The sequence below is a fragment of the Cobetia sp. 3AK genome (genome assembly GCF_029846335.1).
Classification (GTDB): Bacteria; Pseudomonadota; Gammaproteobacteria; order Pseudomonadales; family Halomonadaceae; genus Cobetia; species Cobetia marina.
This window is the reverse complement of record NZ_JARWKR010000002.1, coordinates 346,677-361,031: the sequence shown is the minus strand read 5'-3', so window position 1 is coordinate 361,031 and position 14,355 is coordinate 346,677. Positions and strand designations below refer to the sequence as shown.

Sequence of the window (14,355 nt, the reverse complement as noted above, 5' to 3'; positions counted from 1 at the left end):
CTGGCTTGCTCAAGGAGGATCGGCGCGCCCAGTGAGCACGCCGATCATCATCTCCCGCGTCTTTCCTGATCGTCTTGATCCTGTCGACGTCTCGCCCCGGCGACTCTTGTCACGCGGCCGATGACAGCGAGTGGACGCTTACATCAGGTTGCGGTCGGTGAGGAAGGTGACCACGGACTCGTAGACCTTGCCGGTCAGCTCGTTCTTCTCGGCCCATACCTTCCATTCCTGCTGGGCGATGCGACGGAACTTGGCGCGCTCTTCCGGTGCCATGTCGATCACCTCGATATCCGGATTGGCTCGCGCCGCGCTCACCGCCTTGAGGTCACGTGCCTTGAGGGTGAAGACCATGTCGTAGGCCATCGAGTCAGTCGCGGTCTCCATGATCGCCTTGAGATCCGCCGGCAGGCCGTCCCAGATGTCCTTGTTCATCGACACCGCCACCATCGGCAGCGAGTGGAAGCCCGGATAGGACGGGTACTTGGCGAAGCTGTGCAGGCCCTGGTCATCATTGGTGGCGAACACGGTGTAATCCGCCGCGTCGATCACGCCCTTCTCGAGACCGGTGTAGACCTCGGAGCCCGGCAGGTTGACGGGGGCTGCACCGGCCTTCTGGAAGATGTTGTAGACCATGCCTTCCGGCGCACGCACCTTGAGGCCCTTGAGATCATCGACGGTACGCACCGGCTTCTTGGAGACGAAGGACTCAAGCCCGGTGGCGCCTGCGCCGATCAGATGCACGCCGTAGGGCTCGACCAGCTCGTTGTAGAGCGCCTCACCACCGCCGTGCTGCATGTACTCGAGATATTCCAGTGGATCCCCCCAGGCACCCACCAGGTTGCCTAGCATGCCGAAGGCCGGATTCTGGCCCGAGAAGTAGGACGGGTCCGTCAGGTGGCCCTGCAGGATGCCGGCGCTGACGGCGTCCAGCGTCTGGTTGGCCTGTACCACGGCATTGACCGGCAGGATCTCGATGGCGATGCGCCCATCCGACATGGTCTTGATGTTCTCGGCCCAGGCCTTCTTGACTTCGAACTGCGGCTCACCGGCCGTTTCCGAGGTCTGGAAGGTCCATTCGTACTCGGCCGCCCAGCTGGGCGCGGCCATCGCACTGGCGGCCAGCGCCGTTGAAAGGGCAAGCGCCTTGAGCGCGAAACGCCCGGAGGCGAGGGACGGACGGTGGGACGTGGTGGAATGCGGCATGGTGGAACTCCTGGCGTGTTGTTATGACGTGTTATGACTTGTTATGACGTTCTTTGGCGGAGGGAAGACGTGCAGACACTTCCCGGCGTGGCGACGCCCAGGGCGCGGGTCACTCTCTTGACAGGGGGGCGGAGAGACTGGGCAGCTGACCGAAACGACGCAGCAGCTCCAGCGGCTCCTGGGCGCGCCCGACACCGTGCGGCCCATCAGCCACCTCGGGCATGGCGAGTCCGAGATCGCGCCCGGTGCGGTCCAGCACATGCAGGGTCGCGGCATGGGCCGCCTCCGGCTGGCGCAGACGAATGGCCTCCATCACCGCACGATGGCGACCGAGACTGTCGCCCAGCTCCGAGGCGTTGTGGTTGGAGGTCGCCACCAGCAGGCTGATCGAAGGCTTGAGCACATGGCCGAGCTGTGCCCAGATGACGTTGTGGGTCGCGGCGAAGATGGCGTCATGGAAGGCGATGTCGGCACGATCGAATTCTTCCATGGCGCTGCCGCCATGCACCGCCGCCGCCATGCCGTCGTAGGCCTGCTCGATGGCGGACAGGTCCTGGGCGGTGGCCTCGGTGGCCGCCAGTGCGGCAACGAAGGGTTCGATGGAAATGCGGAAGGCGTAGATATCCCGTGCCAGCTGCGGATGCGGCATCGCATAGCGTGTCATCCAGCCGGTGACGCGTGGGTCGAGCAGATGCCACTCGCTGAGCGGATTGACGCGCGTGCCCTGCCCGGTGGTGCGGGTCAGGATGCCGGCATTGACCAGACTATGGATCGCGGTGCGTACGGTGGCACGGCTCTGGGCGTGCTGATCGCAGAGATCCAGCTCACGAGGGATCAGACTGCCCGGCGGATAACGATTCTCGAAGATGGCCTGCGCCAGCCATTCCGCCACATCGACACGGGCGGTGGTCGACGATTCACTGGCGGTCGCTGACGTTGGGGATGACGTGCTGGCGCGCGGGTGGCCGCCTGCTGCACTCCTGGGTGGCGTGGGCATGATCGAACGTTCCTTGATGGCGTGGCGCGTCAATTGTGGCTCGCTCACCTCCCTCGCAGGATGGGTCGCGGTGCGCTCTTGTCCGTCAAGGAATAGCCCATGTCAGACATGCCAACAAGACACCTTAGACCAAGGGTGAGACCCGACTTTGGTCACACCTTTACGCAACTCCATGTTGCGCAAGGATTATTCAACTTCACCAGACTTCGCGCCATCTTCGCTCACGTCGCGAACCGGACACGACCGATCATCACCGTTCGCTCGGCGCCGCTATCGGCCACCACCGTTCTCACCGCGGCCTCGCCCGCCACGCCGAAGCTTGCCGAGAGCTCGATCTGACTGACCCCCTGGGCGATCAGCTCACTGACCAGTCGCTCGGCCGCCTTGAGCGAGCCCAGTGTCGCGACGGAGAGTCGCATCTCCCCGCTCCCCTGGCTGCTCAGCGAGGTATTGCCACTGTGCTCGACCAGAATCAGGAAGGCATGGTGCATAACGTCGTGCGTCTTCACGGCCATGAAAGTCTCCTCACCACGAGATGGATCACGCATCAAGAAGCCTAGCGTGTCCCCGCGAGCATCAGGACTGATCTTTCTGAGCGCTTGTGGACCACGGATCAACGACATGTCGCCCCATCTGGACGTGAGCCGGGCACAAAAAAACGCCTGCCGCTTTCGCGACAGGCGTTCTCGAGCACCTTACTCCGAACCGATGGCCAGCTCCCTCATGATGCGAACATCATGTGTCGGCGAGCGCCATCCGTCAGGAACTCAGGCGTAGACCGGCAGACGTGCACAGACCTCGGAGACCTTGGCCTGTACCTCGGCTTCGGCAGCGGCGGAATCGCCGGCGACCATCGCCTCGAGGATGTCGCAGATCCAGCCCGCCAGATCCAGACACTCCTGCTCCTTGAAGCCGCGCGTGGTGACGGCCGGGGTGCCGATACGCAGACCGGAGGTGACGAACGGCGACTGCGGGTCACCCGGCACGGCATTCTTGTTGACGGTGATGTGGGCACGGCCCAGGGCAGCGTCAGCGTCCTTGCCGGTCAGGCCCTGCTTGACCAGTGACAGCAGGAACAGGTGGTCCTCGGTGCCGCCGGAGACGACTTCGAAGCCACGCTCCAGGAACACGGACGCCATGGCCTGGGCGTTCTTGACGACCTGCTGCTGGTAGGTCTTGAAGGACGGATCCATCGCTTCCTTGAAGCAGATCGCCTTGGCCGCGATGACGTGCATCAGCGGACCACCCTGGCCACCCGGGAAGACGGCGGAGTTCAGCTTCTTCTCGATGTCGGCATTGCCTTCGGCAGACAGGATCAGGCCGCCACGCGGACCGCGCAGGGTCTTGTGCGTGGTGGTGGTGACGACGTGGGCGTGGGGCAGCGGGCTCGGGTAGACACCGGCGGCGACCAGACCGGCCACGTGGGCCATGTCAACCAGCAGGTAGGCACCGACTTCGTCGGCGATCTTGCGGAACTCGGCCCAGTCGATGATCTGGGAGTAGGCGGAGAAGCCGGCGATGATCATCTTCGGCTTGTGCTCACGCGCCAGACGCGCGACTTCGGCGTAGTCGATCAGGCCGTTTTCGCCCAGACCGTACTGCACGGCGTTGTAGTGCTTGCCGGAGAAGTTCGGACGTGCACCGTGAGTCAGGTGGCCACCCGCGTCCAGGCTCATGCCCAGAATGGTGTCGCCCGGCGAGACCAGCGCCTGGAAGACAGCGCTGTTGGCCTGGGAACCGGCGTGCGGCTGAACGTTGGCGTAGGTGGCACCGAACAGTTCGCAGGCACGATCGATGGCCAGCTGCTCGACCTTGTCGACGAACTCGCAACCGCCGTAGTAACGCTTGCCCGGGTAGCCTTCCGCGTACTTGTTGGTCAGCTGGGAGCCTTGCGCCTGCATGACGCGGGGGCTGGCGTAGTTCTCGGAGGCGATCAGCTCGATGTGAGCTTCCTGGCGAACGACTTCGTCGTCCATGGCGCTCAGGAGCGCATCATCAAAACCGGCAATCTGCATGTCACGGGTGAACATCGGGTGTCCTCGCCTGAAGGGTGATGACGACAGCGAATTCCGGCGCGGCCGGATCGCCATCTAGGGGTAAGATCAGGACCAGCATGATACCTCAGCCGGCGGTCCGATTCACATGAATCAGCATCATTGTTAACGCAGGATGGCCTCACGATCGACACGACGATCCCGAGGCCATCCTGCGGCGGCGTCATGCACTGCGCTGACGCTGCCTTTCCGTGCTCACTGCAGGGCGCGCAGCCCTGCCATGGGCGGCTGGCGGCGCACTTCCCGCGACAGCCAGAAGCCCAGCCCGCCGACCAGCAAAGCGCCGATCAGCGGCAGGCCGAGCCACAGCCACGGATGCAGCACCACCGGCAGGCCCAGCCAGCCGGAATAGAGCCCGACCGCCGCCCCTTCCGCCAGCATCGCACCCAGCAGACCGCTCAACGCCCCCAGCAGCACGAACTCGGCAGCCTGCAGGCGGGCCAGCAGGCTCTGCCCGGCACCGAATACCTTGTAGAGCGCGCCTTCGTGTTCTCGTGCGGGGCGGCTGGCCACCAGGGCCGCGTAGAGCACGCTGGCACCGGCCAGCAGTACCAGACCGAGAATCAGCTCGACGGCCCGCGAGACCTGGGCGATCAGCTCCTGCACCCGCGTGAGAATCGCGTCGATGTTGATCAGGGACACGCTGGGGTAATCGCGCACCAGCGGTGCCAGCGCTCCCTCATCCTCGAGATGAAACGCCGTCATGTAGCTGTGGGCGAAGCTCTCGAGCGCCCCGGGCGGGAAGATCACATAGAAGTTGGGCATGAAGCTGTCCCAGTCCACATGGCGCAGATTGACCACCTGCGCCTTGAGGGTCTCGCTGCCGATGGTGAACGACAGGCTATCGCCGATGGACAGTCCCATGCGCTGCGCCAGGTCTTCCTCCATCGAGACCGGCACCCCCTGCGCCTCGGCGATGGCCTGACGGCGCGAGGGTTCGGCATCCGCGAAGTCCTCGAGCGGCGCCCAGTCACCTGCCGTCACGCGGTTGTGATCAGGCAGATCACGATGCCAGGTGAGATTGAGCTCACGCTGGGGCACGCCGCGTGAGGATTCAGCCTCCCCGGTGCCTTCCTGCATGCCACCGGCCGCCTGTTCCGTGTCCGGCTGACGTTCACGGGTAGCGGCATTTTCCAGCGCCCGCTGCTGTGAGCGACCCAGCAAGGATTCGCCTTTCAGGGCGGTGATGCGCCCTCGCACCATTGGATAGAGCTCACTCAGGCCGTCTTGGGTCGACTCCGCCCCTTGCGCCTCCACGATGGCCGACAGCTCCTCGCCGAAGGCCTGCTGCTGGCCCGGCTGGATGTTGATGGCGAAGTGGTTGGGGGCATTGGCCGGAATCTGCGCCTGCCAGCGGCTGATCAGATCACCACGCACCAGCGCGATCAGTGCCACGGCCGCGAAGGTGACGGCGAAGGCCACCAGCTGACCGAGACTGGCGCCGCGACGCCTCGCCAGCAGCCCGCCCGCCAGACGGACCGGCCGACTCCAGCCGCCCTGTCCCCGCGTACGCGCCACCACCTTGACCATCAGTGACAGCAGCAGCTGCCCCACCACCAGCAACAGTCCCAGCCCGATGATGCCACCGACCAGCAACCCGGCCGCCAGCATGAGATCGCCCGAGTAGAGCCACATCAAGGCGCCGAACACCAGACTGGCCATCGCCACCACCACCCAGGCCGAGGCCGGCAGCGGGGCCAGTTCACGCCGCAGCACCTTGAGCGCACTGACCTGACGCAGGCGCAGCAGCATCGGACCGGCGAAGCCGGCCAGCACCGCCAGTGCCGTCAGAATCCCCAATGCCAGCGGCAAGGGGCCCGGCGCCGGCAGCTCCAGCGGCAGGAAGCGCTCCAGCAGTGCCACCAGCCCCATCTGCCCCAGCAGCCCCAATACGGCCCCCAGGGTACTGGCCAGCAGCGCCAGCCAGCCAAGCTGAGCGGCAAACAACCGTGACAGCTGACGCTGGGAAGCCCCGAAGCAACGCCATAGCGCGGCACTGTCCAGATGGCGTTCCACATAGCGGCGCGTCGACATCGCCACCGCGACCCCGGCCAGCAGCACCGCCACCAGTCCGGCCAGACTCAGATACTTGTCGGCACGCTCCAGTGAGCGCCCCAGTCGCGGGCGATCCTCGCGCACGTCCTTGAGGCGCACCTCGGCATTGTCGGCACTCGCCAGCAGCGGCGCGATGGCATCGCGCGCCTGCTGCACCGCCGCCGGATCGCCAGCGGCCAGCAGGCGATATTCCATGCGTGAACCGGGCTGGATCAGACCGGTCGCCTCGAGATCCGCCATGTTGAACATCAGGCGCGGGCTGAATTCGGAGAAACCACCCTGCTGGTCCGGCTCACGAGTGATCAGACCGGTCAGGGTCAGGGTCTTGCGTCCCACGGTGAGGGTATCCCCCGGCGACACTCCCAGCGCCGTGGCCAGGCGTGGCACCAGCCAGGCCTCCCCGGGTGGCGGGATGGCGGGGCGCGTGGCGGCTCTCTCGCCATCAGCCGACCCGTCGTCGGCAGGCTTGCCGTCCGCCCCCGCGATTCGGGTCTCGGGCGTATCGGAGGCAAGCTCGACCTGCCCCATCAGCGGATACCCCGGCGAGACTGCCTTGAGGCTCGAGAGCACGAAGCTGTCGCCATGCGAGGCCATCGAGACCATGCCCAGCTGCGGCGACATCTCGAGCCCGGCCTCCTCGAAGGCCTGCCGGAAACGCGGGTCCAGTGGATTGCTGGACTCCAGCACCAGATCTCCCCCCAGCAGCTGTCCCGCCTGGCGCGTGAGACCACGATCCAGACGATCCAGAAAGAAGCCGATCATGGTGGTCGCGGCCACCGCCAGCATCAACGCCAGAAACAGCGCCCGCACATCACTGGCACGCAGGTCCCGCAGCAGGCCACGCAACGCAAGCGGCAGACGCATGGCGCCCCCGCGCGGCGATCGCGCGTCAGATGTCATGCTGGCATCAGTCATGCTGCCCTCCTTGCGGTGTGGCCACCGCAGGTGCCGAGGCATCGTCCTGCCATTCGACCAGCTTGCCGGCTTCCAGCGTCAGACAGCGATCACAGCGTCTGGCCAGGGTCAGATCATGGGTGACCAGAATCAGCGTGGTGCCGCGCTCACGGTTGAGCGTGAACAGCAGCTCCGCGATGCGATCACCGGTAGCGGTATCCAGATTGCCGGTGGGCTCATCGGCGAACACCAGCCCCGGTCCCGCCACGAAGGCGCGGGCGATCGCCACCCGCTGCTGCTCGCCGCCAGACAGATGACGCGGCAGGTGATCAAGACGCTCTCCCAGCCCGACCCGCGCCAGCCAGTCGCGCGCCCTGGCCTCGATATCGCCCCGGGGCGCCAGCTCCAACGGCATCAGCACGTTCTCCAGCGCCGTCAGGGTCGGCAGCAGCTGGAAGTTCTGGAACACGAAGCCCACCTGCCCCGCGCGCAGCGCCGCACGCCCGTCTTCATCCAATCCGGCAAGCGAGGTGCCGAACAGGCGAATATCGCCTTGGGTCGGACTGTCCAGCCCCGCCAGCAACCCCAGCAGCGTGGATTTTCCGGAACCACTGGCCCCGATGATCGCCACGCTCTCGCCGGCTGCCACGGCAAGCTCTAGATCTTCAAGAATGGTCAACTGGCCGTCACCGCTGGCGACACGCTGGGTCAGACCCGTGACATTGAGGACTGCCGTCGGCGCCTGCGGATTCGCTGCTGACGGTGCCGCGACTGACGCTTGATCCGACGCAAAGGGGGCGTCGTTAATGGAGGCGTTATGTGACATCGTGTCTGCTCGCTTATGGTTGTGAACGGGATGGCCATGAACGCCAGTCCCCGAAACGGATGTGAAACGTGTGCAGATGATGGAGATGAGGAATGCAGAGATGGCTGGTGAATCGCCGTGAAACGCAACGTCTGTCCCGAGTCGCCGAACCGCGCGTCACGCGCAAGACTGCCGGACTCACGCGGCTGCGCAATGCGCTTGCCAGTACGGCACTGACCCTCGTGGCCGTGCTGGCGCCTCAGGTGGCGCTGGCAGAGGCGCCGGCTCCCTGGCTGGTGGTCGGCGACTCCCTCTCGGCCGGCTACGGCATCGACAGCAGCCGGGGTTGGGTCGCGTTGCTCGACGAGCGCCTCGAGGACACCCTGGGCAACGATGCGCCTGAGGTCATCAATGCCAGCATCAGCGGCGATACCACCGAAGGCGGCCTGAATCGCCTGCCGGCACTGCTCGACCGACACGACCCTTCGCTGGTGATGATCGAACTGGGCGGCAATGATGGCCTGCGCGGCCTGCCGCCTGCGCGCATGCAATCCAATCTGGCCAGCATGATCGATGCCGTGGAGGATGCCGGCGCCCAGCCCGTGCTGCTGGGGATCGAGATCCCGCCCAACTATGGCCCGGCCTATACCGACGCCTTCCGCCAGGTCTATCGAGACCTGGCCGACGAATACTCCGTGCCGTTGGTGCCCTTCATTCTCGAGGGCATCGCCACGGCGCCGGCCGGCCAGAAACTGATGCAACAGGACCGTATCCACCCGACGGCCAAGGCCCAGCCGAGGTTGCTGGACAACATCTGGCCGACGCTCGAGCCGCTCGCGCTACCTGCCACACAATGACCCTGCACGTGTCTACCTTGCCTGAACATGACATGGGGCATCCCGGCCAGAATCAAAGGTGACGGTGGTTTCCCGAAGGGCGTGTCCTCTCGATGCGCCCTCTCGATACGCCCTCTCGATACGTCCTCCCGACAAGCCCTCTTGTCATGCCCTGCCGCCACGCTTTTCATCACGCTCGTCCATCGTGCCCCGCCCGGGGCGCTTCGCCCTTCAGAGCACTGAGGATTCCACCATGAGCCAGTCCCGCAAGGCAGTCCCCGGCAAGTCCCCCCCCACAGCGACACCCGCGCATGCGGCAACCGGGCAGCCCCCGTCGGCCCCCGAAACTCCCCACATGACGCTCGGGCCGGTCTCCAGCGACGCCTACCCTTACGACAAGCGGCTCAAGCGCAAGGTCTACGAGGCCGAGAAGCGGGCCCTGCAGATCGAGCTGCTCAAGGTCCAGCATTGGCTGCGTGACAGTGGCGAGCGGCTGGCCATCGTGTTCGAGGGGCGTGACGCCGCCGGCAAGGGCGGCACCATCAAGCGCTTCATGGAATACCTCAACCCGCGTTTCGCGCGCATCGTGGCACTGGACAAGCCCAACGAGACGGAGAAGGGACAGTGGTACTTCCAGCGCTACGTCTCGCGCTTTCCCACCAGTGGTGAGGTCGTGCTGTTCGATCGCAGCTGGTACAACCGTGCAGGAGTCGAGGCGGTGATGGGCTTCGCCAGCCCTGACGAGGTCGAGCGTTTTCTCGTCCAGGTGCCACAGCAGGAGCGCCTGTGGGTCGAGGATGGCCTGCATCTGGTCAAGCTCTATTTCTCGGTCTCCCGGGAAGAGCAGTCCAATCGTTTCGCCAAGCGCGCCGCCGACCCGCTGACGCGCTGGAAACTGTCACCGATGGACGCCGTGGCCCAGGAGAAGTGGGACGACTACACCACCGCGGCCGAGGCGATGTTCGCGCGTACCCACAGTCGCCACGCGCCCTGGACGCTGATTCGCTCCGATGACAAGCGTCGTGCTCGCATCGGCGCGCTGCGCCATGTGCTCAGCCAGCTCGACTACCCCGGCAAGGACCCACGGCTGATCGGCACGCCGGACCCATTGATCGTGGTGGATGCCGGCCGTCTGATCCTGCCCACGGACTAGCACGCCCTGAGGATGCAGACGCGGGCGGAGCGCGCTCATGTCGTGTGTGACAGTGTCTCCGGCGCCTTCTGCAGCTGCTGCAGGCCCAGGCCTGCCAGAATCAGCACCAGCCCCGCGAGTGTCGAGGTCAGGATCGGCTCGCCGACGATGAAGTGCAGCAGCGTCAACGACACGGGGGGAGACAGGAAGATCAGATTGGAGACCTTGGCGGTACGCGACACCTTGTGGACCGCCAGCTGCCAGAGCACGAAGGCGATGCCCATCTCGCACAGGCCGACATAGAGCCCGGCCATCAGCGCCTGAGGATTGGCGTCTTCCCCGATGAAGTTGCCAAACCCCGGCCCGATGGCCACCAGCAAGGTCAGGACCGGCAAGGCGACGCTGAAGTTCTGCCACTGGGCGACCAGCGGGGCGCGGGCATCCCGCGCGTTCAGCAGCCAGTAGAGGGCCCACAGCAGGGTCGAGCCCAGCGCCAGTCCGACGCCGAGGGGGTCGGCGAAGGCGACATCGAACACCTGCCCGCGGGTGGCGATGGTCCACACCCCGGCGTAGGCGATCAGCCCTGCCGCGACATCGATGCGCGTCAGGCGCTGCGCGAGGATCGGCACGGCAAGAAAGGCCATCGCCAGTGCCCAGGTATAGTTGAGCGCCATGGCCTCCTGCCCCGGCAGACGTGCGTAGGCACCGAACAGCACTAGATAATAGCCGACCGGGTTCATCAGCCCGGCCCAGGCCGCTGTCCGCCAGCCGCCTTTCCAGCCGCTGGCGAGCGCCTCGCGCAGCCGACCCTGACGCCACATCAGCACGCCGATCAACAGCCAGGAGACCAGCGCTGCCAGCCACACCAGCTCCAGCGGCGACATCTGCGCCAGCGCCAGCTTGAAGGCCGTTGCCACGGTCGACCACAGCCCGACCGCTCCCAGACCATAGAGCATGGCCTCCCTGTCCTGACTCATGGCATGCTTCCTCGCAATTCGGATACCGCTATCCTGGCGGTGTCGACCTGACGCCCATGCCCGCCATGCGCGTCGCAGGCTTGAGCATCGCGCGCGTGGCGTGCAGCTGCAAGCCCGTGTACGCAAAGGACGCTTTACGATGACCACCAGCCCCTCTTCGCAGCTACCGCACGCCAACCCGCAGCCCGATCCCCCCTCCACGGCGCTGGTCAGCGCCTACCGTCTCGACGGCAAGGGCAGCGCGACCCTCTTGAGCGATGATGAGCTGCGCCAGGCCTGGCAGGAGCCGGAGGCCTTGATCTGGATGCACCTCGATTACACGCGAGGCGACGTCAATGATTATCTCGCCGGCATCGCGCAGCTGGATGATCCCAGCATCGAGGCCCTCACCGAGCTGGACACACGCCCACGCGTCGCACGTTTCGGCGGCGGCATCGTCACCACCCTGCGCGGCATCAATCTCAACCCGGGTGCCGCGCCGGAAGACCTGCTGTCACTGCGCCTGTGGATGAGCCCGACTCGCCTGATCACCCTGCGCCGACGCCCCTTCCAGTCGATCACCCAGGTACGCGAGCAGCTGGAAGCCGGCCAGGGAGCCGAAAACATCTCCTGGCTGCTGGCGATGATCAGCGATGCGCTGGTTGATCGCGTCGCCGAGCTCAGCCACCGCCTTGACGATCAACTGGCGATCCTCGAGGAGGATCAGCTCAATGACGTGGAGATCGATCCCGACGACATCACGCGGCTACGCCGCCCGTTGATCACCCTGCGGCGCTTCATGGGTCCTCAGCGCGACTGCCTGGCCCAGCTGGCTCAGGGGCCCTTGTGGATCGATGAGCAGGCGCGACTGGACCTGCGCGAGATCGCCAACCAGCTGTCGCGTTATGTGGAGGACTTTCAGGCCATGCAGGAACGCGCCCTGATCCTTCACGAGCAGCGCATGAGTGAGCACAACGAGCAGCTCAACCAGCGCATGTACCTGCTCTCCGTCATCACCGCCGTCTTCCTGCCGCTGGGCTTCCTCACCGGACTGCTGGGCGTCAATGTCGGCGGGATTCCCGGCAGCGAGAGCCCATGGGGCTTCACGCTGTTCGTCGGCATGACGCTTGGGGTGGTCGCGATGCAGATGTGGCTGCTCAAGCGCAAGAAATGGTGGTGACGCGGATCGGGGCACTCGTCACGGTGTCGGGGTGCCCTGTTCGCGGCTGGCGCGGTCGATATGACCGAGATCGCGCTCCGGGTCGAGCACATCACGCACGCGTTGCTTGAGGTCACGGCTGTCCGGGAAGCCGCCATCCCGCTTGCGCTCCCAGAGCACCTGCCATTCGGCGTCAGGCGCAGGCTGGCAGAGCACCTCGAAGTGCCCGCCGTGACTGGGCGCGAGAGCGACCTCATCCAGCGCTTCCCCGAAGGTGGAGAGCAGTTCCTGGGCATACCAAGCCGCGCGCAGCAGCCAGTTGCAGCCGGTGCAGTAGTGAATGCGAATCTTGAGCGTGGACGGTTGATCCATGAGAGCGAGCGTTCCAATCGTGAGTGAAGAGTTGCCGTTCCCACTTCACTGCAGCGAGGCGTCCGGGTCAATGCCGAAATGCGTGCAGGGATGAGAGCGTCGACAACTGGCACTGGGCATCCCCGCACGGGCACGGAATAATGAGGTTTCAGCCGCCGACCTTCGGAGCCATGCATGTCAGACCCGTCATCGTCCTCGTCCCCATCGTCTCCCTCCTCGCGCTCGGCCTCAAGGCCCTCGTCAGATGCCTCGACGGAGGCCACGACGACAGGGACGCCTGACCCCCAGAAGGAGCACGCCACGGGACAACGCCCGGAGCAGGACCAGGTCAAGGACACCACCAGCGGCGCCCAGAGCCGCTTCTTCGAGCGCATGACCGGCGATGAAGACTCGCGCATGTGCAAGGATATCTCCGAGGATGCCTGCCATCAGCAGCCCGGCAATGTCTGGCGTCATCTGCTGGCCTCGCTGGGGACCAAGCTGGCCGACGAGCTGGCAAGTGCACGCCTGGTGCTGCCGTGGCTGCTGGGATTGATCGGCGCCCCGGTGTGGATGGTGGGGCTGCTGGTGCCGATTCGTGAAGCCGGCGCCCTGCTGCCGCAACTGGTGGTGGCGGGCTTCATCCGCCCGCTCCCGCGGCGCAAATGGGTCTGGGTCGCGGGGTCCGTGCTGCAAGCGCTGATGGCCTTCAGCCTGGTGATCATCACGCTGCTCTCTCGAGGCGACGGTGACAGTGGCCTGGGCGGCAGCCTGGCCGGTGGCTTGGTGCTGGGGTGTCTGGTCGTGCTGTCACTGGGGCGTGGCGTGGCCTCCATCGCCACCAAGGACGTGCTGGGCAAGACGATCGCCAGGCAGCGCCGTGGCCGCCTGATGGGATGGAGTGGCAGCCTGGCCGGCGCCATGACGTTGCTCGCGGGGGGTGTTCTGATGCTGCTGGGCGAACAGCCCGGTCAACAGGTGCTTGCCACCCTGATGGCGATCGCGGCACTGGGCTGGAGCCTGAATGCTTTCTGCGCGGCGCTGATCAAGGAAGATCGCGGCGCCACCAGCGGCGGTGCCAATGCCTGGGACACCGTGCGCCAGGGGTTCAGCCAGCTGCGCCATGACGCCGCCTTCCGCAATTTCAATCTGGCGCGTGCGCTGTTGCTCTCAAGTGCCCTGGCACTCCCCTACATCGCGCTGCTGGGCCAGCAGCAGAGTGGCGAAAGCCTCGGCGGACTCGGGGTACTGGTGGTCGTGTCAGGCCTGGCGGGCATGGTCGCCAGCCCCATCTGGGGCAAGCTTGCCGATACCTCGAGTCGGCGCGTGATGCGCAACGCCGGCGCCGGTGCCGCCGTGTGCTGCGCGCTGGCCGGCAGCATGGTGTGGTGGCCCGGAGCGCTTTCCGACAGCGTCTGGAGTTATGCCGTGGTCTACGGGTTGCTGGTGATCGCACATTCCGGCATTCGTCTGGGACGCAAGACCTACGTAGTGGATCTCGCCAGCGCTGACAATCGCGCGCTCTACGTGGCTCTGTCCAACACCCTCACCGGCGTGCTGATGCTGGTGCTGGGTCTGGCCATCGGCGGTCTGGCCCAATGGCTGGGCAGCGAGTGGCTGCTGCTGATTCTAGCCGGTGTCGCCACGGCGGCCGCCCTGTGTGCGCAACGTCTGCCGGAAGTGGAAGACGACTGATACCGGACGGAGCGGTCTGCCAAACCTCGCGACGGGGGCCCGGGACAGGCGCTGGCCCCCGACACATTAGCGGCTGCGATTGCATAAGCCGCGTCTCCCCGCCATAGTGAAACCGATGATGGTGCTGGAATGTCCGGGCACACGGACAGGCACCCGATACCCGTACTCTCGGGCTCGGTCACAAGGGCCGGGTTCTTTAGCCGCAAGGATCAGTGCCA

Annotated in this window: 12 protein-coding genes; 4 read left to right on the top strand and 8 right to left on the bottom strand. The window is 65.7% G+C overall.

Annotation, left to right across the window (positions count from 1 at the left end; all coding sequences use genetic code 11):
- Window positions 1-138: 138 nt before the first annotated feature.
- The 6 genes from QD228_RS04025 to QD228_RS04000 all read right to left on the bottom strand — a co-directional run bounded on the left by QD228_RS04025 (window position 139) and on the right by QD228_RS04000 (window position 8,029).
- Window positions 139-1,107, bottom strand: a complete 969-nt coding sequence (locus tag QD228_RS04025; protein ID WP_205700493.1) for a TRAP transporter substrate-binding protein — start codon at window positions 1,105-1,107, stop codon at window positions 139-141.
- Window positions 1,108-1,312: 205 nt separating this feature from the next.
- Window positions 1,313-2,200, bottom strand: coding sequence for an FCD domain-containing protein (locus QD228_RS04020; RefSeq protein WP_279874512.1), 888 nt, complete (start codon window positions 2,198-2,200; stop codon window positions 1,313-1,315).
- A gap of 221 nt (window positions 2,201-2,421) precedes the next feature.
- Window positions 2,422-2,715: a DUF6506 family protein gene (locus tag QD228_RS04015; RefSeq protein ID WP_279874510.1), complete on the bottom strand. Its 294-nt coding sequence runs from the start codon at window positions 2,713-2,715 to the stop codon at window positions 2,422-2,424.
- Window positions 2,716-2,967: 252 nt separating this feature from the next.
- Window positions 2,968-4,230, bottom strand: coding sequence for a serine hydroxymethyltransferase (gene glyA, locus QD228_RS04010; RefSeq protein WP_077375029.1), 1,263 nt, complete (start codon window positions 4,228-4,230; stop codon window positions 2,968-2,970).
- Between the two features lie 219 nt (window positions 4,231-4,449).
- A complete protein-coding gene (locus QD228_RS04005) occupies window positions 4,450-7,173 on the bottom strand; it encodes an FtsX-like permease family protein (RefSeq protein ID WP_279874612.1) in 2,724 nt (907 codons plus the stop codon).
- A gap of 43 nt (window positions 7,174-7,216) precedes the next feature.
- Complete coding sequence (locus QD228_RS04000; protein ID WP_279874509.1) at window positions 7,217-8,029, bottom strand: ABC transporter ATP-binding protein; 813 nt, start codon at window positions 8,027-8,029, stop codon at window positions 7,217-7,219.
- Between the two features lie 92 nt (window positions 8,030-8,121).
- Between QD228_RS04000 and QD228_RS03995 the strand changes: the two genes are divergently transcribed.
- Window positions 8,122-8,865 (top strand): arylesterase, encoded by a 744-nt coding sequence (locus QD228_RS03995; protein ID WP_279874508.1) that lies wholly within the window; start codon window positions 8,122-8,124, stop codon window positions 8,863-8,865.
- Window positions 8,866-9,097: 232 nt separating this feature from the next.
- On the top strand, window positions 9,098-9,997 hold the full coding sequence (gene ppk2, locus QD228_RS03990) for a polyphosphate kinase 2 (RefSeq protein WP_279874506.1): 900 nt from the start codon (window positions 9,098-9,100) through the stop codon (window positions 9,995-9,997).
- A 35-nt stretch (window positions 9,998-10,032) separates the two neighbouring features.
- On the opposite strand, the gene QD228_RS03985 is transcribed toward ppk2, so the two are convergent.
- Entirely contained in the window at window positions 10,033-10,953 is a 921-nt protein-coding gene (locus tag QD228_RS03985; RefSeq protein WP_084208049.1) for a DMT family transporter, read from the bottom strand.
- Between the two features lie 139 nt (window positions 10,954-11,092).
- Between QD228_RS03985 and QD228_RS03980 the strand changes: the two genes are divergently transcribed.
- Entirely contained in the window at window positions 11,093-12,112 is a 1,020-nt protein-coding gene (locus QD228_RS03980) for a zinc transporter ZntB (RefSeq protein ID WP_077375044.1), read from the top strand.
- A gap of 18 nt (window positions 12,113-12,130) precedes the next feature.
- Here the strand turns inward: QD228_RS03980 and QD228_RS03975 are convergent, their stop codons facing one another.
- On the bottom strand, window positions 12,131-12,463 hold the full coding sequence (locus tag QD228_RS03975; protein WP_077375047.1) for a SelT/SelW/SelH family protein: 333 nt from the start codon (window positions 12,461-12,463) through the stop codon (window positions 12,131-12,133).
- Between the two features lie 372 nt (window positions 12,464-12,835).
- Between QD228_RS03975 and QD228_RS03970 the strand changes: the two genes are divergently transcribed.
- Window positions 12,836-14,137: an MFS transporter gene (locus QD228_RS03970; RefSeq protein ID WP_279874610.1), complete on the top strand. Its 1,302-nt coding sequence runs from the start codon at window positions 12,836-12,838 to the stop codon at window positions 14,135-14,137.
- Window positions 14,138-14,355: the final 218 nt, after the last annotated feature.